The sequence below is a fragment of the Pseudovibrio sp. Ad46 genome (genome assembly GCF_001623065.1).
GTDB lineage: Bacteria > Pseudomonadota > Alphaproteobacteria > Rhizobiales > Stappiaceae > Pseudovibrio.
This window is the reverse complement of the sequence record NZ_LMCG01000071.1, coordinates 109,295-131,091: the sequence shown is the minus strand read 5'-3', so window position 1 is coordinate 131,091 and position 21,797 is coordinate 109,295. Positions and strand designations below refer to the sequence as shown.

At 50.9% G+C, this 21,797-nt stretch carries 17 protein-coding genes and 5 tRNA genes; 18 read left to right on the top strand and 4 right to left on the bottom strand.

Annotated elements, in window-relative coordinates:
* Positions 1-178: 178 nt before the first annotated feature.
* The 6 genes from clpP (at position 179) to PsAD46_RS19090 (ending at position 6,939) form a co-directional block, all read left to right on the top strand.
* The gene (gene clpP / locus PsAD46_RS19120) at positions 179-814 is read left to right on the top strand and encodes an ATP-dependent Clp endopeptidase proteolytic subunit ClpP (RefSeq protein WP_063289033.1); all 636 of its coding nucleotides are present in this window, start codon (positions 179-181) and stop codon (positions 812-814) included.
* Between the two features lie 257 nt (positions 815-1,071).
* On the top strand, positions 1,072-2,337 hold the full coding sequence (gene clpX, locus PsAD46_RS19115; RefSeq protein ID WP_057461785.1) for an ATP-dependent Clp protease ATP-binding subunit ClpX: 1,266 nt from the start codon (positions 1,072-1,074) through the stop codon (positions 2,335-2,337).
* 460 nt (positions 2,338-2,797) lie between these two features.
* Positions 2,798-5,227 carry an endopeptidase La gene (gene lon, locus PsAD46_RS19105; RefSeq protein WP_063307614.1) on the top strand — a complete coding sequence of 810 codons (2,430 nt, stop codon included), beginning with the start codon at positions 2,798-2,800 and terminating at the stop codon, positions 5,225-5,227.
* A 191-nt stretch (positions 5,228-5,418) separates the two neighbouring features.
* The gene (locus PsAD46_RS19100; RefSeq protein ID WP_008546789.1) at positions 5,419-5,694 is read left to right on the top strand and encodes an HU family DNA-binding protein; all 276 of its coding nucleotides are present in this window, start codon (positions 5,419-5,421) and stop codon (positions 5,692-5,694) included.
* 256 nt (positions 5,695-5,950) lie between these two features.
* Positions 5,951-6,026, top strand: a tRNA-Val gene (locus PsAD46_RS19095).
* A 430-nt stretch (positions 6,027-6,456) separates the two neighbouring features.
* Positions 6,457-6,939: a hypothetical protein gene (locus PsAD46_RS19090; RefSeq protein ID WP_057461782.1), complete on the top strand. Its 483-nt coding sequence runs from the start codon at positions 6,457-6,459 to the stop codon at positions 6,937-6,939.
* A gap of 92 nt (positions 6,940-7,031) precedes the next feature.
* Here PsAD46_RS19090 and PsAD46_RS19085 read toward each other — a convergent pair whose 3' ends face one another.
* The 4 genes from PsAD46_RS19085 to PsAD46_RS19070 form a co-directional block, all read right to left on the bottom strand.
* A complete protein-coding gene (locus PsAD46_RS19085; RefSeq protein ID WP_063292448.1) occupies positions 7,032-8,249 on the bottom strand; it encodes a peptidoglycan-binding domain-containing protein in 1,218 nt (405 codons plus the stop codon).
* Positions 8,250-8,754: 505 nt separating this feature from the next.
* The gene (locus PsAD46_RS19080; RefSeq protein ID WP_193776972.1) at positions 8,755-9,954 is read right to left on the bottom strand and encodes a peptidoglycan-binding domain-containing protein; all 1,200 of its coding nucleotides are present in this window, start codon (positions 9,952-9,954) and stop codon (positions 8,755-8,757) included.
* Positions 9,955-10,336: 382 nt separating this feature from the next.
* On the bottom strand, positions 10,337-11,599 hold the full coding sequence (locus PsAD46_RS19075) for a hypothetical protein (protein WP_063307612.1): 1,263 nt from the start codon (positions 11,597-11,599) through the stop codon (positions 10,337-10,339).
* 178 nt (positions 11,600-11,777) lie between these two features.
* Positions 11,778-12,896: a peptidoglycan-binding domain-containing protein gene (locus PsAD46_RS19070; protein ID WP_063307611.1), complete on the bottom strand. Its 1,119-nt coding sequence runs from the start codon at positions 12,894-12,896 to the stop codon at positions 11,778-11,780.
* 380 nt (positions 12,897-13,276) lie between these two features.
* On the opposite strand from PsAD46_RS19070, the gene PsAD46_RS19065 reads away from it, so the two are divergent.
* From PsAD46_RS19065 to nuoG, 12 genes are all read left to right on the top strand, one after another.
* Positions 13,277-13,353: transfer RNA gene (locus PsAD46_RS19065), tRNA-Asp, on the top strand.
* A 60-nt stretch (positions 13,354-13,413) separates the two neighbouring features.
* Positions 13,414-13,490 (top strand) — tRNA-Asp (locus PsAD46_RS19060).
* 45 nt (positions 13,491-13,535) lie between these two features.
* Positions 13,536-13,612: transfer RNA gene (locus tag PsAD46_RS19055), tRNA-Asp, on the top strand.
* Between the two features lie 47 nt (positions 13,613-13,659).
* Positions 13,660-13,736 (top strand) — tRNA-Asp (locus PsAD46_RS19050).
* 662 nt (positions 13,737-14,398) lie between these two features.
* A complete protein-coding gene (locus PsAD46_RS19045) occupies positions 14,399-14,764 on the top strand; it encodes an NADH-quinone oxidoreductase subunit A (RefSeq protein ID WP_057465615.1) in 366 nt (121 codons plus the stop codon).
* Positions 14,755-15,339, top strand: coding sequence for an NADH-quinone oxidoreductase subunit B (locus tag PsAD46_RS19040; protein ID WP_057465614.1), 585 nt, complete (start codon positions 14,755-14,757; stop codon positions 15,337-15,339). Before PsAD46_RS19045 ends, PsAD46_RS19040 begins: the two co-directional genes overlap by 10 nt.
* Positions 15,340-15,439: 100 nt before the next feature.
* Positions 15,440-16,042: an NADH-quinone oxidoreductase subunit C gene (locus PsAD46_RS19035; protein WP_063307610.1), complete on the top strand. Its 603-nt coding sequence runs from the start codon at positions 15,440-15,442 to the stop codon at positions 16,040-16,042.
* Positions 16,043-16,056: 14 nt separating this feature from the next.
* The gene (locus tag PsAD46_RS19030) at positions 16,057-17,241 is read left to right on the top strand and encodes an NADH-quinone oxidoreductase subunit D (protein ID WP_057465612.1); all 1,185 of its coding nucleotides are present in this window, start codon (positions 16,057-16,059) and stop codon (positions 17,239-17,241) included.
* Positions 17,241-18,041, top strand: coding sequence for an NADH-quinone oxidoreductase subunit NuoE (gene nuoE / locus PsAD46_RS19025; RefSeq protein WP_057465611.1), 801 nt, complete (start codon positions 17,241-17,243; stop codon positions 18,039-18,041). Before PsAD46_RS19030 ends, nuoE begins: the two co-directional genes overlap by 1 nt.
* Before the next feature lie 3 nt (positions 18,042-18,044).
* Complete coding sequence (gene nuoF, locus PsAD46_RS19020; RefSeq protein WP_063307609.1) at positions 18,045-19,346, top strand: NADH-quinone oxidoreductase subunit NuoF; 1,302 nt, start codon at positions 18,045-18,047, stop codon at positions 19,344-19,346.
* A 5-nt stretch (positions 19,347-19,351) separates the two neighbouring features.
* A complete protein-coding gene (locus PsAD46_RS19015) occupies positions 19,352-19,702 on the top strand; it encodes a pentapeptide repeat-containing protein (protein WP_063307608.1) in 351 nt (116 codons plus the stop codon).
* Positions 19,699-21,795 carry an NADH-quinone oxidoreductase subunit NuoG gene (nuoG, locus tag PsAD46_RS19010; protein WP_063292454.1) on the top strand — a complete coding sequence of 699 codons (2,097 nt, stop codon included), beginning with the start codon at positions 19,699-19,701 and terminating at the stop codon, positions 21,793-21,795. Before PsAD46_RS19015 ends, nuoG begins: the two co-directional genes overlap by 4 nt.
* Positions 21,796-21,797 lie beyond the last annotated feature (2 nt).

The following is a 21,797-nucleotide window of genomic DNA, read 5'->3' as shown; positions in this document are numbered from 1 at the left end:
TGGAAACACTCCATAAACCTTGTGGCTTTACCTTTTGGCAAGTGCCTTTAAGACAAGGGCGACATCCCGTGGGTGGGCGTGGCGCTTTTTTCGACATAAGTTTCTTGCAGGCTTACCGGAATGCCGGATAAGTTACCGAGCTTCACGAAGCTTTCTGCATATTTAAAATGGATGACGCATGACCGATCCTGTTGAGTATTTCACGAACAGCCTGGTGCCAATGGTTGTAGAGCAAACCAACCGGGGTGAGCGGGCCTATGATATCTTCTCAAGGTTGTTGAAGGAACGTATTATCTTCCTGACCGGTCCTGTGGAAGATACTGTGGCTACACTGGTGTGTTCCCAGTTGCTTTATCTGGAAGCGGAAAACCCGAACAAAGAAATTGCACTTTATATCAATTCCCCGGGTGGTGTTGTGACCAGTGGTCTTGCTATTTATGACACTATGCAGTTTATCCGTCCGAAGATTTCAACTCTTTGTATCGGTCAGGCTGCAAGCATGGGTTCCCTGCTTTTGGCTGCTGGTGAAAAGGGTATGCGCTTTTCTTTGCCAAACAGCCGCGTCATGGTTCACCAGCCTTCCGGCGGTTTCCGCGGGCAGGCGGCAGACATTATGCTGCATGCACAGGAAATTCTGAAGCTGAAGCGTCGCCTCAATGAGATCTATGTTTCTCATACAGGTCAGACTCTTGACGCTGTTGAAGAAGCGCTTGAACGTGATAACTTTATGAGTGCAGATGCGGCGAAAGAGTTCGGTCTGATTGATAACGTTATCGAAAATCGCGAGAGCTTGAACGTTATCGAACCAGCTTAAAGCCGGTTTTATAAAGTAACTCGCGCGCAAGTTTTTTTAACAGGGAATGAACTTTGCGTGCGAGGCTTAAAGGAATGTTGATTATTGCGAGCCAAATATCGCATAAGAGAATGGCTATTAGTGATTTCCAAAGCTTCCCTCTGGAAGCGGAACACAAAACGCGATAAGTCAGTAGAACGTCGCGGCGAAAGTATCGCTGTCGAACTAAGAATTCTAACAGGGGCTGTGTCCCTTGAAACGATGCGGGGTTATATCTCATGAGCAAAGCCAGCGGCAGCGACAGCAAGAATACGCTTTACTGCTCGTTTTGCGGAAAAAGCCAGCATGAGGTCCGTAAGCTGATTGCGGGTCCGACCGTATTCATCTGCGATGAGTGCGTCGAACTCTGCATGGACATTATTCGCGAAGAAAACAAATCTTCGCTTGTGAAGTCTCGTGATGGGATTCCGACACCTCAGGAAATTCGTGGTGTTCTTGATGATTACGTGATTGGTCAGGGCCGAGCCAAAAAGGTTCTGTCTGTAGCGGTTCATAACCACTACAAGCGCCTGAATCATGCTTCCAAGAACAACGATGTTGAACTTGCTAAGTCCAACATCCTTCTGGTTGGTCCTACCGGATGTGGTAAAACCCATCTGGCACAAACGCTCGCCCGAATTCTGGATGTTCCGTTTACGATGGCTGACGCAACCACGCTGACTGAAGCGGGTTACGTTGGTGAAGACGTTGAAAATATTATTCTGAAGCTGCTTCAGTCCGCAGACTACAATGTTGAGCGTGCGCAGCGCGGTATTGTCTACATCGATGAGGTGGACAAAATTACCCGTAAGGCAGAAAACCCATCCATCACCCGTGACGTTTCTGGTGAAGGTGTTCAGCAGGCACTGCTGAAGATCATGGAAGGGACTGTTGCCTCTGTTCCGCCGCAAGGTGGTCGTAAGCATCCGCAGCAGGAATTCCTGCAGGTGGATACAACAAACATTCTGTTTATCTGCGGTGGTGCATTTGCTGGTCTGGACAAGATCATTTCTGACCGTGGTCGCAAAACCTCTATCGGCTTTGCTGCTTCTGTGCTTGCACCTGAAGATCGCAAGACCGGTGAGTTGTTCTCTGAGCTTGAGCCAGAAGATCTGCTGAAGTTTGGTCTTATTCCTGAGTTTGTTGGCCGTTTGCCGGTTATTGCAACTCTTGAAGATCTGGATGAAGACGCTTTGGTGTCCATCTTGAGTGAACCTAAGAATGCGCTTGTTGCGCAGTACCAGCGTTTGTTCGAAATGGAAAACGTAGAGCTGACCTTCCATGAAGACGCTCTGAAGGCAGTTGCCCGACGTGCGATTGAACGTAAGACCGGTGCTCGCGGACTGCGTTCTATTCTGGAAGCAATTCTGCTGGAAACCATGTACGAGCTTCCTGGCCTTAAGGGTGTGAAGGAAGTTGTAATTTCCGGTGAGGTGGTCGACGGCGATGCGCGTCCTTTGTACATTTACGAGGATCGTGCGGAAAATTCAGCAACCAGCGCGTAAGGCGATGGGGACTGATGAGCCAGTAGGCTTCGCTCACGGGTATTGAGTTTAATTTGGGCGGTAACTTCTTGAAAAAAGTGCCGCCCATTTTTTGTCTCATGTGTCTAGCATGATGATGCGTATGAGTGTTCTGCGTAAACGCGAACCAAGACCGGGAAGGATGGTGTTCCAGCTTAAGTGTGAGGGCGACCAAACGGTGTTATACGCTCCTGATAACAGGAAAAAAGCTTATAATATCAACAGATCGCTGAAAGACTTGGAAGCGGAGTGCTTGACACTTGGAGGCGGTGTCTCCACCTAATAGGTCTAGTTCGCAGCTTGGCGAATTTGTTTGTGCCCGTTTTGGGGCGAGTGAATTCGGCCCTCGAAATTCTACGAATGCCCTAAGGGCCTTAGTCGATTTTTATGTTGCGCTTTTTCGTAGCTTTCGTTGGAAAGCTGCAATTTGAAAGGAATAGAGATGGCTGACAATGAAATGCGCCCGGAAGAAGAGACAGAAAACTCTGTTTTTCCTGTTCTCCCACTGCGCAACATCGTCGTATTCCCTCATATGATCGTGCCGCTGTTTGTAGGGCGCGAGAAATCGATCCGTGCTCTGGAAGAGGTGATGGAGTCTGATAAGCAGATTTTGCTTGCGACCCAGATGAACGAGGCGGATGACGATCCGGATACCGATCAGATTTACAAAGTCGGTACCCTTGCAACAGTTTTGCAGCTGCTGAAGCTGCCAGATAACACCGTAAAGGTTTTGGTTGAAGGTGGGGCTCGTGCTGAAATCGGCAAGTTCACTGATCGCGAAGACCTTTATGAAGCGGAAGCCGTTATTCTTGATGAAGCTGGCGGTGACGAAGTTGAGATCGAGGCTCTTGGCCGTTCAGTGATTTCCGAGTTCGAGAATTACGTGAAGCTGAACAAAAAGGTGTCTCCTGAGGTTCTCGGCGCCGTTAATCAGATTGACGACTTCTCGAAGCTTGCTGATACCATTGCATCCCACCTTGCTGTGAAGATCCAGGACAAGCAGGAACTGCTTGGCACTGTGGCTGTTACCGAGCGCCTTGAGAAGGTGCTGGGCATGATGGAGAGCGAGATCTCCGTTCTGCAAGTGGAAAAGCGCATCCGCTCCCGCGTGAAGCGCCAGATGGAGAAAACCCAGCGCGAGTACTATCTGAATGAGCAGATGAAGGCCATTCAGAAAGAACTCGGCGATGGTGAAGATGGTCGTGATGAACTTGCTGAGCTGGAAGAGCGCGTTGCGAAGACGAAGCTGTCCAAGGAAGCTCGCGAGAAGGCGAATGCTGAGCTGAAGAAGCTCAAGCAGATGAGCCCGATGTCTGCGGAAGCGACTGTGGTTCGCAACTACCTTGACTGGCTGATCGGCATTCCGTGGAGCAGGAAGTCCAAGGTCAAGCATGATCTGACGCTTGCTGAGAAGGTTCTGGATACCGACCACTTTGGCCTTGAGAAGGTCAAGGAACGCATTGTGGAGTACCTTGCAGTGCAGAAGCGCGCGAATAAGCTGCGCGGTCCTATCCTGTGTCTTGTTGGCCCTCCAGGCGTAGGTAAAACGTCTCTTGGTAAATCTATCGCGAAAGCAACCGGACGTGAGTTTGTGCGCATGTCTCTTGGCGGCGTGCGTGATGAGGCTGAAATTCGCGGTCACCGCCGCACTTACATCGGCTCTATGCCGGGTAAGGTCATTCAGTCAATGAAGAAAGCGAAGAAGTCCAACCCGCTGTTCCTGCTCGATGAGATCGACAAGATGGGTATGGATTTCCGTGGCGATCCGTCTTCTGCTCTGCTTGAGGTTCTTGACCCTGAGCAGAACGGTAGCTTCATGGATCACTACCTCGAAGTGGAATACGACCTATCCGACGTCATGTTTGTGACCACAGCCAATACGCTGAACATTCCGGGTCCACTGATGGACCGTATGGAGGTCATCCGTATTGCTGGTTACACTGAAGATGAGAAGATCGAGATCTGCCGTCGTCACCTGTTGCCAAAGGCTGTGAAGAACCACGGTCTGAAGGATGGTGAGTTCGAAGTGTCTGATGGCGCTTTGCAGAAGACCATCCGTCTTTACACCCGTGAAGCTGGTGTGCGTAACCTTGAGCGTGAGATGAGCACTCTGGCCCGTAAGGCTGTGAAGGACATTCTGGTCAACGACAAGAAGACCATCAAAGTGGATGAAGAGCTGATTGAGGAATACCTCGGTGTGCCTCGCTTCCGCTTCGGTCAGGTTGAAGACGAAGATCAGGTTGGTGTTGTCACCGGTCTGGCATGGACTGAGGTGGGCGGCGAGTTGCTGACCATTGAAGGTGTCATGATGCCAGGTAAGGGCAAGATGACCGTAACCGGCAACCTGCGTGATGTGATGAAAGAGTCCATCTCGGCTGCTGCCTCTTACGTTCGTTCCCGTTCAGAAGACTTCGGCATTGAGCCTCCGCTCTTCGAAAAGCGCGAACTGCATGTTCACGTTCCAGAAGGAGCTACTCCAAAGGATGGTCCATCTGCTGGTATCGCCATGGCGACAACTGTTATCTCCGTGATGACCGGTATTCCGGTTCGTCGTGATGTGGCGATGACAGGTGAGATCACACTGCGTGGCCGCGTGCTGCCAATCGGTGGTCTGAAAGAGAAGCTTCTGGCTGCTCTTCGTGGTGGCATCAAGAAGGTTCTGATCCCAGCGGATAACGCGAAGGATCTGGCTGATATTCCTGACAATGTGAAGAATGAATTGGAAATTATTCCAGTCGCTCGCATGGACGAAGTGCTTGAACATGCTCTTGTTCGTATGCCTGAAGCCATCGAATGGAGCGAAGAGGAAGAAAAGTCCAGCTCTGAAGCACTGGTCAAAGATGACAAGGGTTCAGGGGTCGTCGCACACTGAACCAGAGCGTCTGCTTGTGGATACAAAAGCCTCGGACAAGTTCCGGGGCTTTTTTTGGTTGATACTACACAGAAAATGGCCGTTTTCTGCGGTTCGCGGCTTGATTTGAACGCAATTTCGCACGAATGTCCGATTCAGGAGTGCAGCGCGAATCTAAAGCATTCCCCACGTTATTTTAGAAAGGGACTGTCATGAACAAGAATGATCTGATCGGGGCCGTTGCGGAAAAAACTGGCTTGACCAAAGCACAGGCAGGCGAAGCAGTAGAAGCATCTTTCGAAGCAATCACTGAAACCCTGAAGAGCGGCGATGAAGTTCGGATCATCGGATTTGGCAACTTTTCCGTTTCCGCTCGTGCGGCAACTGAAGGCCGTAATCCACGCACAGGCGAAACCATTCAGATTCCGGCTTCCAAGACGCCGAAATTTAAAGCTGGTAAAGGCCTGAAGGACGCGGTCAACGCCTAATTGGGCTTGTTCGTTTTGGGTTTAAAAGTCCCTGTTGTTCATTGGAGCGGCAGGGACTTTTTTTATGCGCTCATTTCTGATGGGTTGTCGGTTTTTTACTGTGACGACAAGCCTTTGTTTAATCAGGTAATTCACAGGATGGATGGCAGCTCCAAGTTTTTTGCTGGTAATGTCGTTTTTTTCAATCTCAGGCCTTGCCAAGGGTAGGGAGGGCGGCTAAATAGCTCCCCACGCCACACGGCGTACCACCCTGCGGGGGCGATTAGCTCAGTTGGTAGAGCGCTTCGTTTACACCGAAGATGTCGGGAGTTCGAGTCTCTCATCGCCCACCATTCCTCTTAGAGGATTTCAAGTCTCCCGGAGATCCGCGGAGGCTTTTTTGTTGTTTACTCTCCTGAAAATTACCGAGGACGGCGCTGTTAAGCTTAAGGCGGCGTTTCGGCAATTGGTTTCTCAAGGCTGTAGGGCAGGGTGCTAATCTGAGCGAAAACCAAAGGGTGATCTCAGGATCTTATAGCTAAGCTTGCTGCAATAGCCTGTGGAGCTTATTCGCTTAGCGTGCTCTCGTTTTGTCAACTTTTTGAGAGCCGCTTTGCCCTTAAATGAGTGAAGTCCTGGTGTTCGGTTGGAAACAATCGTGTAGGACCTGCTCAAGAGCCGTTATTGCGCTGCTAAGTGTGCCGTAGATAACAGCTTGTATGACTGAGATCGTTTTTAACTCCGCGTGGCAATCAAGTATAACTACGTGGAGGCATGCGCCGTATGAGTGGTTCAAGTCATAAGCACCCTATCTGTCCGCCACTTGTGTGGCACACTCTGGTCACCATCCTTCTGGCAGGCATCGTTGCAGATGTAAGCTGGGAGATCTGGGCGCGCTATATCACGCCGTTCTGGGTTGGTGGTCCACTACAGCCAGCTGCACTTGTGCAGTCGGTCTTTGGTTTCAGAAGCCTTTTCTGGGCTGAAGTCATCCACGCCGTCGTTGGCGTCGTCTTTTATCCTATCGGATACCTCTATATTGCTCGTCCGCTGGCACGTGTGATCATTCCGCCGCTGCCATGGTGGGTTGTTGGTCTTTGCTATGGCGTTGGTCTTTGGGTGTTCGCGCTTTACATCATGGCGCACATCTTTGCTGGTCTTCCACCGTTCCTCGGCTTCATTCAGCTGACATGGGCGTCTCTGGTTGGTCACATGATCTTTGGCTTCATGACCGCCCTGATCGTGCGCATTCGCCACGGCTGGTAACGGCAGTTTTAAGCTGAACTAAGAAAAGGCTCTGATATGAAAATATCAGAGCCTTTTTTGTGTCTAAGCCAGTTTTGGCTTCAAGGATGTTGTCAGAAGGTCAAGTCTTTGGTTTTTTCGGTCGTTGCACCGAAGATATCTGTCTTCTTATGGAGGGCGGACTGGATTGGTTTGGCTGAATAAAGCACAATATCCAATCTACTCGCCGGGTCTTTATCGTCAATCTCGATTGCATAGAGGTAAGAGCATGACTTTGCTGCGGCTAAAAGTTGCTGCACTTCCCGTGGTGTCTTCAGTGTTGACAGAGCCAGAGATGAAGGACTTTGCTGATAGTTTGTGAGACAGTGGGCTGAGCTTGCCTGGATCATGTTGTTTTGATTGATGAGATTTGGATAAGCAGAGGCTATTCTATGTTCAATTTCTTTCCGCGGAACAGGTTCAATAAAATGAACGGAACGCTGGATTGCATAGACAGATCCGTCAATTGAACCGACGGTGATCTGATCTTTCAAACTTTTTGTTGTGCGGGTACAGCTCACAGTGCCAGTTTTAATCTGGCAGTTGGAGTAGCCTTTCTTTGTCAGATTTTCCGCAGTTCCTGCAAATGGAGCGCCTGTGGTCATCCCGTGAATGCTTGGCATTTTTCCAGCGGTCTTCACAGGATCTTTTTTTCTTGCTTCCTTTGCTGGCTGGTCAGTTTTCTGAGGCTGTTTTTTCGAATTGAGGTTCGAAGTTTTTTCAACCAGAGCAGCAATCTCTACGTTAGTTAGTTTTCCTGTGGCGGGATGATTGAGGGAGGTTTGGAAGCGGGAGATCGCATTGCGTGTTTTTTTGCCAGGAATGCCATCGGGTTTCCCTGCGTTGTATCCAAGACTATTCAAACGAACCTGAATACCACGAGTTTGAGGTGAACCGACCTTGCGTTGGTTTTGGGATGGCTTGCGTGTTTGGGTCTGTGCGGGTTGGTGACGGGGAGTGGCCTGAGGGATTACAACGTGCGGCACTTCTATATAAACGTCCTCTACATAGATTTCGTCTACGTAGATATCCTCCTCATAGAAGTCATCGTAGTCGTCGACATAGATATCTCCGTTGTCATCAACATAGAGGTCTGGTTCGTCTATATAGACCTCTTCTATATAGACTTCCTCCACGTAGACGTCATCGCTGATCGCTTCATCTGCCACAATTGCGCCCGCAACGCCGAGGCCAAGACCGAGCAGAAAATCTTCCTCACTGGCGTTTGACTGTGTGGTCAGCAGGCACAAGCTTGTTGTCGTAGCCAGTAGAAATTTTGTGGCAGTTTTCATCGCAGAATCCCTCATTGTTCTTGGTAAAGCATGCCTTGCTTTGCAGCTGCATGATTTGGTTTTCAGTTTTTGTCTTAAGCGTTCGTGGCCGCGTTGGGTGTGCCGCAAGTGACTCGAATATTGGCAGAGCAGTGAATGCGTAGTGAGTGCTGCAGGAGGAGGGCCAATCCAAACGCAAGAAGCTCCCCGAAGGGCCGATTTGACACGCAATTGTGAAATCAGATCTTGAGGAGCTTCTAATGCTGTTGTGCAGAGGGTCGATTTTTCCTGTTTTTGGAACTTTTGAAAGGCCTACAAAAGGAGATGCTTGTTGGCTGCTCCTGGTTTGGTTTGGAACATGCTGGTCTTCCAGCGTTCTTTGGCTTCATGACCGCCCTGATCGTACGCATTCGCCATGACTGGTGAGCTTCTTAAAGCTTTGATGCAAAATAAAAGGCAGCTTCCCTGAGGAAGCTGCCTTTTTTGTTTGGCTTGTGTCGTATTGGTGCTCAGCTTAGATGGAGCATTAGAAGGTCAGGTCTTGTGCTGGCTTTGAGGAAATCTGGAACGCACCCTTGCGGTTTTCAATCGCATCCTTGATTGGCTTGCTGCTGTAAAACACGAGGCGTATGCCACTCACAGTGTCTTCTCCAAAGACTTCCAGGCTGTGGTAGTCATTACAGTTGTCTGACAGCTGGCGCAGCGCTTCTGCGTTGGATGGTTTCTCCAGAGCCTGCTTCAGGAGCTCGCCGCTGTTGTTGACGTAAGTAATGCGACAGGTTTTATCCTGTGTGGCAGTCATATTCTCAAAATGCGTGAGCACCGGGTAGGCGTCCAGCAGCTTGCCCATGATTGCAGCGCGGGGAGCCGGGTTTTTGAAGCTGACTTCACGTTGCAAGCCGTAGATGTTTTCATCCTGAGTAAGCACACTTACGGTTTCAGAGAGTGTGTCTTTCTCCAGTGAACACACAGTCTTCGTTTCATCCACTACGCACCCCTGGTATCCGACTTTTTCCAGCAGGCCTTGCACGTCATGCTCAAAGCGCTCAACGGTTAAGCCGTGAATTGACGGGAGATTGGCCGGATCAAGAGCGGGATGCTTCGAGGTGGTCACCGCGACTTGTGTCTCGTTTTTGGGAGACACGTTTGGAGTGACATTTACCACCTGAGCGTTGTTGGTTGCGTTTGAACCGGGGGTGACAGGTATTGTAATGTTGATTTGCTGCGATGGTGCGGCTGTTGCAACTGGTGCTACTACTGGCGTTGGTGCAACGATCGCCACAGGTATTGGGGCCGTGGCTGCAACCGGCGCTGGGGCAGAGGTTGCGACAGGTGTTGGCGCTGCTGGCTGTTGTGGTGTTGTCTGTTCATAGAGCTTGGCAATTTGTCTGTTATCGAGCTTACCATTTGCATAAGCGCCGATGGAAATTTGGAATTGGCGTATGGCGTTGCGTGTGCGGCGGCCTGAAACGCCGTCTGGTGTGCCCACATCAAAGCCCAGCATGCTCAGGCGTAGCTGGATGTCCTGTGTCTCAGCTGAAAAACTACTTCTTTTCCGTGTTGTTCGTTTCTGCGTCTGAGCTGGGGCGCTCTTTTTAGCACCGTTTACAATAGCGCTACCAATAATGCCTGCACCGAGGCCGAAGATGAAATCCTCAGAGCCTGCACGGGCGGCGGTGGTGCTGATTGCTAAAGAGAGGCAGAGAGCAGAAGTAAGCTTAGTCATTTTGCGCATTTTGTTGCCTTGCACACTTATAAAATCAAAAGAAAGACGGGAAAGATCCGCTTGCAGCAAATTTATCTCAAACTCTAAAAAATGTAAGTTGAAATAAATTAATTATTTCACTCCTAGGTTGAGATTTTTAAATGCTGATATTTTTGGGTATGCGGGTAAGTTCGATGCCTATCTGATGTTTCTTGTAAGCTTTCCGTGAATGTACTTCATGCGAGAAGGTTTGTTTCAGGCAATGATTTAAGGTGTTGGCACTCTGAAAAGGCACTGAAGCAAACCCCTGGAGACTTGTTGATGCACAAAAAAGCAGCTTCCCTGAAGAGGCTGCCTTCTTTGTCTGGTAGCTCTTGAATTGCCTTGATGGTTCAGGATTGAGCTACTTCACACCCCAGATGGTCAGTTTGACTTGTTCGTTTTCGCCGATGAGGGCTACGACGAAGTTTGCGTTGTAGTTCTGAATGGGGCGAAACTCAGCGATGGCGACGTCGTAGTATTTGCCGTTGATGCGGCCTGAGACGTCTTTGTCATAGGTGGTGCCAGCGTGATCCCATAAGTGGACCTCCATTCGCTGCTTGCCACGGTTTTTTGGGTTTCGTTTGCAGAAGGTGTCAAAGCCCAGGTGGCTGCTGACCAGATAGTTGCCATTGCCGATCACTTCTACGGCGACTTCCTTCGCGACGCCTCCGCTGCCCTGAAACTCACGCTCAGCCCTTCGGCGGAGGTACTGGGTGCCGTCGGTTCCGATATCCCATTCGATTAGCTTGCCACGCCCATGGGGTTCTTTGTGTATGGTCTGGCCCAAACATTTATGCCCTGTTTTGAACTCGCTGGGGCCTTTGCTTGTTGATAGGGTGATCCATCGGCCATTCGGAGTGCCATCGGCAGCAGTAATTGCGGCTTTCTGAATTTGGCCCATGCTTACAAGTGTTGGTCCGCGTTCAATTACGGATGCGTTCTGGCGTTTGCGAAGGCGGGTAACTCTCAGTTTTCCATCACCATCGCGGAAGGCGAGGAGATTTGCAGTTCCGTCACTTAAGGTGAGTTGGTCGGCTGCGCCTGCGAAGTTGTATGTTCCTTTTTCGTCTAGTACTTTTTCCGGCGAATTATTGGCGTTTTTCAACTTGTAGGCTCTGGCAAACAAAGTGCCATTTTTGCGTTGAGCAACAATCATGGCAGCCGAGCCGGAACTTGCAGAGGTGACTTCTGTCACCTCTGGCCCTAGAAGAAAACTACGATAAGTTATCGTGCCGTCTCCTGTGATCTTCCAGAGAATGACCCTGAGCTTGTTGCCTCCATCAATGACGGGCGTGATGAAGTGGGTGTCGTCGATCTTTGCGACGGAAACACTGCGCGCTTTGCCTCGATTGACCAGATCTACTGGTGTTGTGACATTGGACTGCCATGTAGAGATAACGAGATTATCTGCTGAGTCTGATGCGACGAGGATGTATCCAAGAGATCCGTTAGCATCATAGCTTGCCGCTTCAATTTCTTTGGCGAGAAACGGAAAGGTATAGGATGTCTTTTCATACGAGACGTGAGGTTTGAATTCTTCGAGTTTATGCAGTGAGGCTGAAGTGGCTGATGTTGCGCACAGACACAGTGCAGCCAGCAGGGCGAGCGCTTTTGCTTTGAACATTCTGGAGCTCCCAAAAGGACAAATTTGCGGGTGAACAGAAATGAATTTTTGAGGCTACTTTAACTGTGTATGTAGCAGGAATAATCTCTCACTTGTGGGGAGTGAATCCTGACGAGGTTGGAGGCATCTGCTGTATTGGCCCCAAATTATCTGAGGCCAATACAAAGGCATAGGCTGATCAGAACTTTAGCTCATCCGCGGCTTCGGATTTGGTTTGGAAAATGCCGGTTTGCTCTTCTTCTGCAAGTTGGATGGGGTGGCCGTCGTAGAGGGTGATGCGCATGGTCTTGAGGTTGCGGGTGCCTTCTAGCTCAATGGCGTAGAAGTTGCGGCAGTTTTCTGTAAGTGTCAGAAGCGTTTCAGGGTCGGATGGATTGGCCTCTGCAGGTGCTAATAAACTAGCCCCATCGCCAGTGTGGTGCTCCAAGCAGGTTTTGGAGCTGGACGTTGCCATCTTTTTGAAGCGGGTGAGGTTGGGGTAGGCCTCTGCCAGTTTGGTTAGGACTGCAGATCTTGGAGCGGCAGTCTTGAAGCTCACAGTGCGGCTCAGTCCGTAGATGATGTTTCCAACCTTATTGACGCTGACGGTTTCCTCAAGGTTCTTGGTTGCTTTCTTGCAGATGGTCAGTCCGGTTGTCTCTACGCATTCCTCATAGCCTTCTGTTTTTAGAAAGCCCGCAGTTTCGTCACTGCGCATGCCAGTGATCAGACCATAAATGTTAGGTGGATTTTTGGGGTCTAGCGCAAGCTTGTTTTCTTTTGGGATCCTGACTGTTGCTTTTTCCGCCTCCGAGTACCCGCCGGGATTGGATTGGGGGAGGGGCGGTTGAGCTGGTGTTGGTTGCGCCTGATCAATCTGGGTTTTCTGATAGCGTTTCTTTTGCGTGCGGGTGTAAAGCTCTTCCAGTTGAGACTGTGTAAGCCGCCCGGTTGCCACATAACCAAGGGTGCTTTGAAACCTGCCTATTGCGCGCAAGGTGCGTTTACCAGCTACACCATCTGGAAACCCGGCGTTGTAGCCGAGCAGGTTGAGGCGATACTGGACGTCCTTCAGCTGAATGCGACTGAGAGCCACTGTATGCTGAGTTGCGATGCGGGGAATGCTGCGCGCCTGCTGCGATTGTGCGGTGACGACATGTGGGGTCGGTTGTTGAGCTGCGGTGTGATCTATGATCGTGTTTCCGATCGCTCTTACACCGAGCCCGATGATGAAGTCCCCTGTATCAGCCCGAGTGGGTGAGGGGATTGCGACAGCTGTTGTTGCTACGAGAGCAAGCGCTTTGAAAAATGTGCCCATAAAACCGGTCCTTGAAATGAATTGGACTGTCGACTTTTTTGTATTTTGATTGAGATGATTGTTCCTGACTTTATCGCAGGAGCCGCCCCGCGCTAAGTAGAATTACGAGATTTGACTTTTTTGAGGCGGTTTTCGAATTTTCATTGATGGCGAATAAGATTTTTTTCAGGGCTAGCCAAAAAGTCCTTGAGTCCAGAAGGGGATAAAATGGGTGATATGCAGTCCTGTTTTCCACATCTGAACGCATTTCGAGGCCGATTTTCACAGTGAAAACAAGTTATTCAGGAAAAACTCGCAAAGTCGATCCAACTTCGCTTGACTTGGACCCGCCCCCGCCGTAAATCAGCGCCACCAACAACGACACAACGTTGCTGACCCAAGCGGGTGTAGCTCAGTTGGTTAGAGTGCCGGCCTGTCACGCCGGAGGTCGCGGGTTCGAGTCCCGTCACTCGCGCCACTTTTCCTTAGGAGAAGCGGCGCAGGAAAGCAAAGTGTTGTTGAAGGTAGTTTGGATTGAGCGGGTGTAGCTCAGTTGGTTAGAGTGCCGGCCTGTCACGCCGGAGGTCGCGGGTTCGAGTCCCGTCACTCGCGCCACTTCCCTTGGGAAGAGATGTTCAGTCCAAGCAAACTGTTATAGCTGCGGGTGTAGCTCAGTTGGTTAGAGTGCCGGCCTGTCACGCCGGAGGTCGCGGGTTCGAGTCCCGTCACTCGCGCCACTTCTCCTTGAGAAGTAGCTGCTATAACAAACACATAAATGAGAGTTGCGGGTGTAGCTCAGTTGGTTAGAGTGCCGGCCTGTCACGCCGGAGGTCGCGGGTTCGAGTCCCGTCACTCGCGCCACTTTCATTTACTACGAAAAGCACGGTGTTCGCTTTAAATAGCGCACCGTGCTTTCGTGTATTCTGGCTCATCTTCTCTGGGCTTTATTGCATTATCTGCCCATGTCTTTTGCCAAAGCTTTGCTGTCTTATAATTAGGGTAGGGGAGCTGTCTTAAATCGCGGATTTAGCGGACAAGTTTTTGCGGGCATGGACTTAAAATGTAGCAAGTAGTGCAGGCTCATGGGTATTGCCCCGCGACTCTTCAATTGAGACATTTTGACTATTTACGCAGAACTACGCAGGAAAATGCACCAATTTTATTGTCCGATTTTAAGTCTTGAGTAGTTTTCCCAAGCAATTGTTAGAAAACGTCATTTTTCTATTTTAATATGAGTATTTTACTCATAATATATATCTCTAGGTTTTTAGCGGCTTTTTAGTGCCCGCCTCTCGAGAATGTGACCTTCTCGCGGCGTAAGGCACTCTTTCCAACCCGATTTACTCCGTTGTAAGGTCTTGCGCAGATGGTGGGGCTAAGCTAATCGTGCGTTGCGGTGCGACTAGATACACCGGATCCTAGGGTGTCCTTCCAAATCTTACGCCCTACTTTCTGCCGTGTGTGCAGTGCACCAAGAGTTTTATTGGTCGCATGACCTGTTACGTCCAGGGACGGATATACAAATGGAAGACCTCCTCAGGGAGTACATCCCGATTGTCGTCTTTATCGGTGTTGCCCTCGTTATTGGCCTCGCGCTTCTCATTGCCCCGTTTATCGTAGCTTTCAAGAATCCAGATTCTGAGAAGCTCTCCGCTTACGAGTGCGGCTTTAATGCCTTTGATGACGCGCGTATGAAATTCGACATCCGGTTTTATCTGGTATCGATCCTCTTCATCATCTTTGATCTCGAAGTTGCTTTCCTCTTCCCGTGGGCTGTTGCTTATGGCGGACTGGGCTGGTTTGGCTTCGTTTCCATGATGATCTTCCTGGGCGTGCTCACGATTGGGTTCATCTATGAATGGAAGAAGGGAGCGCTAGAATGGGATTGATCTCTGACGGCTCCAAGCCTCTTGTCTCTGAAGCTCCAAAAGGGATCATTGATCCCAACACAGGTCGCCCGGTGGGCGAAAATGATCCGTTCTTCATGAATGTGAACAACGAGCTTTCTGATAAAGGTTTTCTGGTTACTTCCAGTGAAAGTCTGATTCAGTGGGCACGTACCGGTTCACTCATGTGGATGACGTTTGGTCTTGCCTGTTGTGCAGTGGAAATGATGCAGATGTCGATGCCGCGTTATGACGCAGAGCGTTTCGGCTTTGCTCCTCGTGGCTCCCCACGTCAGTCTGACGTGATGATTGTTGCAGGAACACTGACCAACAAAATGGCACCTGCGCTGCGTAAGGTTTACGACCAGATGCCAGAGCCTCGCTATGTGATCTCCATGGGATCATGTGCAAATGGCGGCGGTTACTACCACTATTCCTATTCTGTTGTACGCGGATGTGACCGGGTTGTTCCCGTTGACATCTATGTGCCGGGTTGTCCTCCAACTGCTGAAGCGCTGCTTTACGGTGTGCTGCTGCTGCAGAAGAAGATCCGCCGCACGGGTACGATTGAAAGATAAATTACAGGTCGTGCACTTTCGTGGTGCGCGGCCTTATCGACATTGCTGGCATGGGGTTCCTTGCCATTTGTGAGATGTCCAACCTATAGGAAACAAGGTAATGGACGAGACGCTTAGCGAACTCGGTGAATTTATCGAGCTAACGCTTGGAGACAAAGTTAAGAGCTGGTCGGTTGCTTATGGCGACCTGGCTCTTAATGTGTCCCATGATCAGATTATCAATGTTTTGCGTTTCCTGCGCGATGACGCGCGGTGCGGCTTTGTAGCATTGGTTGATATTTGCGGTGTGGACTGGCCAGCTCGGGAAAAACGTTTCGACGTTGTGTACCACCTGCTTTCCCCCGTTCAGAACTTGCGCGTTCGCGTGAAGGTTCAGACAGATGAATCCACTCCGATTCCTTCTGTTATCTCCATTTTCAAGGGTGCTGAATGGTTTGAACGTGAAGCCTACGATATGTACGGCATTCTGTTCACCGGTAACCCGGATCTGCGGCGCTTGCTGACTGACTACGGTTTTGACGGTTTCCCGCTTCGCAAGGATTTCCCTCTGACAGGTTATGTAGAGGTTCGTTACGACGACACCAAAAAGCGTGTTGTTTATGAGCCTGTGCAGCTTACTCAGGAATTCCGTAGTTTTGATTTCCTCTCACCATGGGAAGGTACTGACTATGTGCTTCCTGGTGATGAAAAAGCATCGAACTGAGGCACGGGTAGAGAATGGCTGAGGCTCAGGTACGAAACTTTAATATTAACTTTGGTCCGCAGCACCCTGCGGCGCACGGTGTGCTTCGTCTGGTTCTTGAACTGGACGGTGAGGTGGTCACGCGCGTTGACCCGCACATCGGTCTGCTGCACCGGGGTACTGAAAAACTGATCGAGCACAAGACCTATCTTCAGGCTGTGCCTTACTTCGACCGGTTGGACTATGTGGCACCAATGAATCAGGAGCATGCTTTTGCTCTTGCAGTTGAACGTTTGCTGGGCATTGAGGTGCCAAAGCGCGGTCAGCTGATCCGTGTGCTTTACTCTGAAATTGGACGTTTGCTGTCACACCTTTTGAACGTGACGACGCAGGCGATGGATGTTGGTGCGTTGACGCCGCCGCTGTGGGGCTTTGAGCCTCGCGAAGAGCTTATGGCGTTTTATGAGCGCGGTTGTGGTGCTCGTATGCACGCGGCTTATGTGCGTCCGGGCGGTGTGCATCAGGATCTTCCTGCTCAGTTGCTTGAGGACATGTGGAACTGGTGTGATCCGTTCCTCAAAACTCTTGACGACATTGAAGGCCTTCTGACTGACAACCGTATCTTCAAACAACGTAACGTTGATATCGGCGTTGTTGATCTTGATGAAGCCTGGGCTATGGGCTTTTCCGGTGTGATGGTTCGTGGTTCCGGTGCGAAGTGGGATTTGCGCAAGTCGCAGCCTTACGAGTGCTACGATGAGATGGAATTCGACATTGCAATCGGTAAGAACGGCGACTGTTACGACCGTTACCTGATCCGCATGTTTGAGATGCATCAGTCTGTTCGCATCATTAAGCAGTGTCTGGAGATGCTGGGTAAGGAAACTGGCCCTGTTTCTTCAACCGATGGTAAAGTGGTTCCACCAAAGCGCGGTGAAATGAAGCGCTCTATGGAAGCTCTGATCCATCACTTCAAGCTTTACACCGAGGGTTATAAAGTCCCTGAAGGCGAGATTTATGCAGCCGTTGAGGCGCCAAAAGGCGAATTCGGCGTGTATCTCGTTTCTGATGGAACCAATAAGCCTTACCGCTGCAAGATCAAGGCTCCTGGCTTTGCTCACCTGCAGGCGTTGGATTACCTGTGCCGCGGCCATATGTTGGCTGACGTTGCCGCTGTCATCGGTTCCATCGATATCGTATTTGGGGAGATTGACCGGTAATGTCAGTGCGTCGTCTTCATCACGAACAGCCAGAGTCTTTTGAGTTCTCTCCAGAAAATCTGGAATGGGCGAATAAAGTTATCGCGCGGTACCCAGAAGGGCGTCAGGCATCTGCTGTCGTACCAATTCTGTGGCGTGCGCAAGAGCAGGTTGGTTGGGTGACCGAGCCAGCGATCCGTGCGATCTCTGAAATGCTCGATATGCCTCGCATCCGTGTTCTGGAAGTGGCAACCTTCTACACCATGTTCCAGCTGCAGCCGGTCGGTAAAAAAGCACACATTCAGGTGTGTGGTACGACCCCTTGTCAGCTGCGTGGTTCTGAAGAGCTCATCAAAGTTTGTAAAAGCAAGATTTCCGAGACTCCTCATACTCTTTCCGAAGACGGAAACTTCTCCTGGGAAGAGGTTGAGTGCCTTGGTGCTTGTGTAAATGCGCCGATGGTGCAGATCTTCAAAGACTTCTATGAGGATCTGGATGTTGAGAAGTTTGAAAAGCTTCTTGATGACATTGCTGGCGGAAAGCCGGTTCTGCCGGGCCCTCAGGGTGTTGACCGCATCTTCGCGGCGCCAGAGGGTGGTCCAACCACATTGCTGAACATTGAGGACACCACAAAGGGTGCGCCTCAGGAAGCTATCGTTGTTGACGGTTCCGATGCAGCGTCACGGCACCATGCAGGTGCTGCTCTGAATACTGGCGGTGCTGGTTATACTGGTGTTCCTCGTCCAGCTGAGGCTGGTGTTGCGGAGTTCTTGGAGAGCCACCGCAAAGCTCAGGAAGCCAAAGCAAAGGGTGAGGGGTAAGCGATGCTGAACGATTCCGATCGTATCTTCACCAATATCTATGGTCTGCATGATTGGGGGCTCGAAGGAGCTCGTCAGCGCGGATCATGGTCTGGTACCAAAGACATTATTGAAAAAGGTCGCAGCTGGATCATCGACGAAATGAAGACTTCCGGTCTTCGTGGTCGTGGTGGTGCAGGCTTTCCGACTGGCCTGAAGTGGTCCTTCATGCCGAAGGAAAGCGATGGTCGTCCAGCCTATCTCGTGGTCAATGCAGATGAGTCCGAGCCGGGCACCTGTAAAGACCGTGAAATCATGCGTCATGATCCTCACCATCTGGTTGAGGGCTGCTTGCTTGCTGGTTTCGCGATGGGTGCTATTGCAGCGTACATTTACGTGCGCGGCGAGTTCATTCGTGAACGTGAGCGTCTGCAGGCTGCGATTGATCAGGCTTATGATGCTGGCCTGATCGGCAAGAACAACAAGAACGGCTACGACTTTGATATCTACGTGCACCACGGTGCAGGGGCTTACATCTGCGGTGAAGAAACTGCATTGCTGGAAAGTCTTGAAGGTAAAAAAGGTCAGCCGCGTCTGAAGCCTCCGTTCCCTGCGAACATGGGTATCTATGGCTGCCCAACCACAGTGAACAACGTGGAATCCATTGCTGTTGCCCCGAGTATTTTGCGTCGTGGTGGTGCATGGTTCTCCGGTATTGGCCGCGAAAACAACGCTGGTACAAAGCTGTTCTGTGTTTCCGGACACGTGAACAAACCTTGTACTGTTGAAGAGTCCATGGGGATTCCGTTCAAAGAGCTGATTGAAAAGCACTGCGGTGGCATCCGCGGCGGCTGGGACAATCTGCTGGCAGTTATTCCGGGTGGTTCTTCTGTTCCTTGTGTGAAGGGCGAAGAGATCCGCGACGCCAAGATGGACTTTGACGGTCTGCGCGAAGTTGGCTCTTCTCTGGGTACAGCTGCTGTGATCGTGATGGACAACTCCACGGACATCATCAAAGCGATTGCCCGTCTGTCCTACTTCTACAAACACGAGAGCTGCGGTCAGTGTACGCCGTGCCGTGAAGGTACGGGCTGGATGTGGCGCGTGATGGAGCGGATGGTCAAGGGCGAGAGCTCTTATGAAGAAATCGACATGCTGTTCAAAGTAACCAAGCAGGTGGAAGGTCATACGATCTGCGCGCTTGGTGATGCGGCTGCATGGCCTATTCAGGGTTTGATCAAAAACTTCCGCCCTGTGATTGAAGATCGGATCGATCAATACGTTGCTACGCAGCGCACAGCGACCGACAAGATTGCAGCGGAGTAGGGGATATGAAGATCAGCAATGAGAAAAAACGTCTGAATGTGAATGAGAGCGACCTTTCAGGTTCCGTGTTTGATGACTGTGTCCTTTCCGGATGCTCCTTTAATAACGTGAACATGTCTGGTGGCCGCATCAACGACGTTAATCTCTCAGGCTGGTCTATCCTTGATGCAAACCTTTCTGGTTGGTCAGTCGAGAAAGTCAATCTTTCTGGGCTGATCCTTGAAAATGCCAATCTGGCTGGCGCTAAACTCAAAAGCTGCCGGCTTGAGGGCATGACCATCGATGGAATTGAAGTGACTGAGCTTCTTGAAGCTTATCGGGCTAAAGAAGCTAAGGGTGAGGATGCCAACGCATGACCAAGCTTGTCGTCGACGGCAAAGAAATTGAAGTTCCTGCGGAATATACCGTTATGCAGGCCTGTGAAGAGGCCGGCGCGGAAATTCCTCGGTTCTGTTTTCATGACCGGCTGTCAGTAGCCGGCAACTGCCGCATGTGCCTTGTAGAAGTAAAAGGCGGACCGCCAAAACCGGTTGCCTCTTGTGCAATGGGCGTGCGCGATCTGCGTCCGGGACCAGAAGGCCAGCCACCAGAGATTTTTACAAAATCTCCTATGGTGAAAAAAGCGCGTGAAGGTGTGATGGAGTTTCTCCTGATCAATCACCCGCTGGACTGCCCTATCTGTGACCAAGGCGGTGAGTGTGATCTTCAGGATCAGGCCATGGCTTACGGTGTAGATAGTTCCCGTTATGCGGAAAACAAGCGCGCAGTTGAAAATAAATATGTCGGTCCGCTTGTGAAGACGATCATGACACGCTGCATTCACTGCACGCGCTGTGTTCGCTTTACGACCGAGGTTGCCGGTGTTTCTGAGCTGGGTCTGATTGGCCGCGGTGAAGATGCCGAGATTACCACTTATCTTGAAGAAGCGCTTTCCTCCGAGCTGCAGGGCAACGTGATTGACCTTTGCCCGGTTGGTGCTCTGACTTCCCGCCCATACGAGTTCAATGCTCGTCCATGGGAACTGGTGAAGACAGAAAGCGTTGATGTGATGGACGCTCTTGGTTCCGCTATCCGTGTTGATACACGCGGTAAAGAAGTCATGCGCATCATGCCTCGCCTCAACGAAGAGGTGAACGAGGAATGGATCTCCGATAAAACCCGCTTCATCTGGGACGGTCTGAAGACACAGCGTCTGGATCGCCCGTATGTGAAGCAGGGGGGTAAGCTGGCTCCTGCGAGCTGGACTGACGCTCTGAACGCGGTTGCGGCCAAGGTGAAAGCGGCTGGTGGTTCTAAAACTGCTGCGATCGCTGGTGACCTTGCAACTGTTGAAGAGATGTTTGCTCTGAAGGCTTTGATGGAGAGTGTTGGTTCCGCCAACATGGATTGCCGTCAGGATGGTGCACAGCTTGATCCATCGCTTGGTCGGACAACCTATCTGTTTAACTCTTCCGTGGAAGGTATTGAAGACGCTGACGTAATTCTTCTCGTGGGTGCTAATCCACGTGTTGAAGCGCCTGTTCTCAATGCTCGCATCCGCAAGGTGTGGCGTCATAGCGGTGCAAAAGTTGGTCTGATTGGCCAGCCTGCAGACCTGACTTATGATGTGGATTACCTCGGTGCTGGTCCGGACACTCTGGCGGATCTTGCTTCTGGCAAGAATGCATTTGCAGACGTCCTGAAGAACGCGAAGAATCCAATGATTATCGTTGGTGAAGGCGCGATTGCCCGTGAAGACGGTGCTGCTGTGCTGGCTGCTGCTGCCAAACTTGCTGAAAGCGTTGGTGCTGTTAGCGATGAGTGGAACGGCTTTAACGTTCTGCACACTGCTGCCAGCCGCGTTGGTGGTCTGGATATCGGACTTGTTCCGGGTGAGGGCGGTCTGGATACTGGTGGTATTCAAGACGCAGCTGCCAAAGGCGACCTTGATGTTGTGTTCCTGCTTGGCGCAGATGAACTGGACATGTCTTCCTTCGGTGATGCGTTTGTTGTTTACATCGGTACCCACGGTGACCGCGGTGCACACCGCGCTGACGTTATTCTGCCAGGTGCTGCTTACACCGAAAAACCAGGGACCTTTGTGAACCTGGAAGGCCGTGTACAGCTGGCAAACCGTGCTGCATTCCCTCCTGGTGATGCTCGTGAGGACTGGGCGATCATTCGTGCGCTTTCCGGCGCACTTGGTAAGCCGCTTTCCTTCAACAGCTTTGCGCAGTTGCGCGGTGCTGTTGTTGAGGCAGTTCCTCATATGGCGAATGTAAATTGCATCGCGACCGGTGTTGCTTCGGATGTTTCCAAGCTTACCGCACGCGGTGGTGACATGAATGGTGCCGGTTTCGCACAGGCATTCAATGATTTTTATCTAACCAACCCGATTGCCCGAGCTTCAGCGGTGATGGCCGAGTGTTCCGCACTTGCCATGCAGCGCCGAGCTGAGGCGGCGGAATAAGG

What these genes read in the sequence shown, in the direction of transcription:
- clpP (WP_063289033.1), top strand. Translation starts at nt 179, where the DNA reads ATGACCGATCCTGTTGAGTATTTCACGAACAGCCTGGTGCCAATGGTT.
- clpX (WP_057461785.1), top strand. Translation starts at nt 1,072, where the DNA reads ATGAGCAAAGCCAGCGGCAGCGACAGCAAGAATACGCTTTACTGCTCG.
- lon (WP_063307614.1), top strand. Translation starts at nt 2,798, where the DNA reads ATGGCTGACAATGAAATGCGCCCGGAAGAAGAGACAGAAAACTCTGTT.
- PsAD46_RS19100 (WP_008546789.1), top strand. Translation starts at nt 5,419, where the DNA reads ATGAACAAGAATGATCTGATCGGGGCCGTTGCGGAAAAAACTGGCTTG.
- PsAD46_RS19090 (WP_057461782.1), top strand. Translation starts at nt 6,457, where the DNA reads ATGAGTGGTTCAAGTCATAAGCACCCTATCTGTCCGCCACTTGTGTGG.
- PsAD46_RS19085 (WP_063292448.1), bottom strand. Translation starts at nt 8,249, where the DNA reads ATGAAAACTGCCACAAAATTTCTACTGGCTACGACAACAAGCTTGTGC.
- PsAD46_RS19080 (WP_193776972.1), bottom strand. Translation starts at nt 9,954, where the DNA reads ATGACTAAGCTTACTTCTGCTCTCTGCCTCTCTTTAGCAATCAGCACC.
- PsAD46_RS19075 (WP_063307612.1), bottom strand. Translation starts at nt 11,599, where the DNA reads ATGTTCAAAGCAAAAGCGCTCGCCCTGCTGGCTGCACTGTGTCTGTGC.
- PsAD46_RS19070 (WP_063307611.1), bottom strand. Translation starts at nt 12,896, where the DNA reads ATGGGCACATTTTTCAAAGCGCTTGCTCTCGTAGCAACAACAGCTGTC.
- PsAD46_RS19045 (WP_057465615.1), top strand. Translation starts at nt 14,399, where the DNA reads ATGGAAGACCTCCTCAGGGAGTACATCCCGATTGTCGTCTTTATCGGT.
- PsAD46_RS19040 (WP_057465614.1), top strand. Translation starts at nt 14,755, where the DNA reads ATGGGATTGATCTCTGACGGCTCCAAGCCTCTTGTCTCTGAAGCTCCA.
- PsAD46_RS19035 (WP_063307610.1), top strand. Translation starts at nt 15,440, where the DNA reads ATGGACGAGACGCTTAGCGAACTCGGTGAATTTATCGAGCTAACGCTT.
- PsAD46_RS19030 (WP_057465612.1), top strand. Translation starts at nt 16,057, where the DNA reads ATGGCTGAGGCTCAGGTACGAAACTTTAATATTAACTTTGGTCCGCAG.
- nuoE (WP_057465611.1), top strand. Translation starts at nt 17,241, where the DNA reads ATGTCAGTGCGTCGTCTTCATCACGAACAGCCAGAGTCTTTTGAGTTC.
- nuoF (WP_063307609.1), top strand. Translation starts at nt 18,045, where the DNA reads ATGCTGAACGATTCCGATCGTATCTTCACCAATATCTATGGTCTGCAT.
- PsAD46_RS19015 (WP_063307608.1), top strand. Translation starts at nt 19,352, where the DNA reads ATGAAGATCAGCAATGAGAAAAAACGTCTGAATGTGAATGAGAGCGAC.
- nuoG (WP_063292454.1), top strand. Translation starts at nt 19,699, where the DNA reads ATGACCAAGCTTGTCGTCGACGGCAAAGAAATTGAAGTTCCTGCGGAA.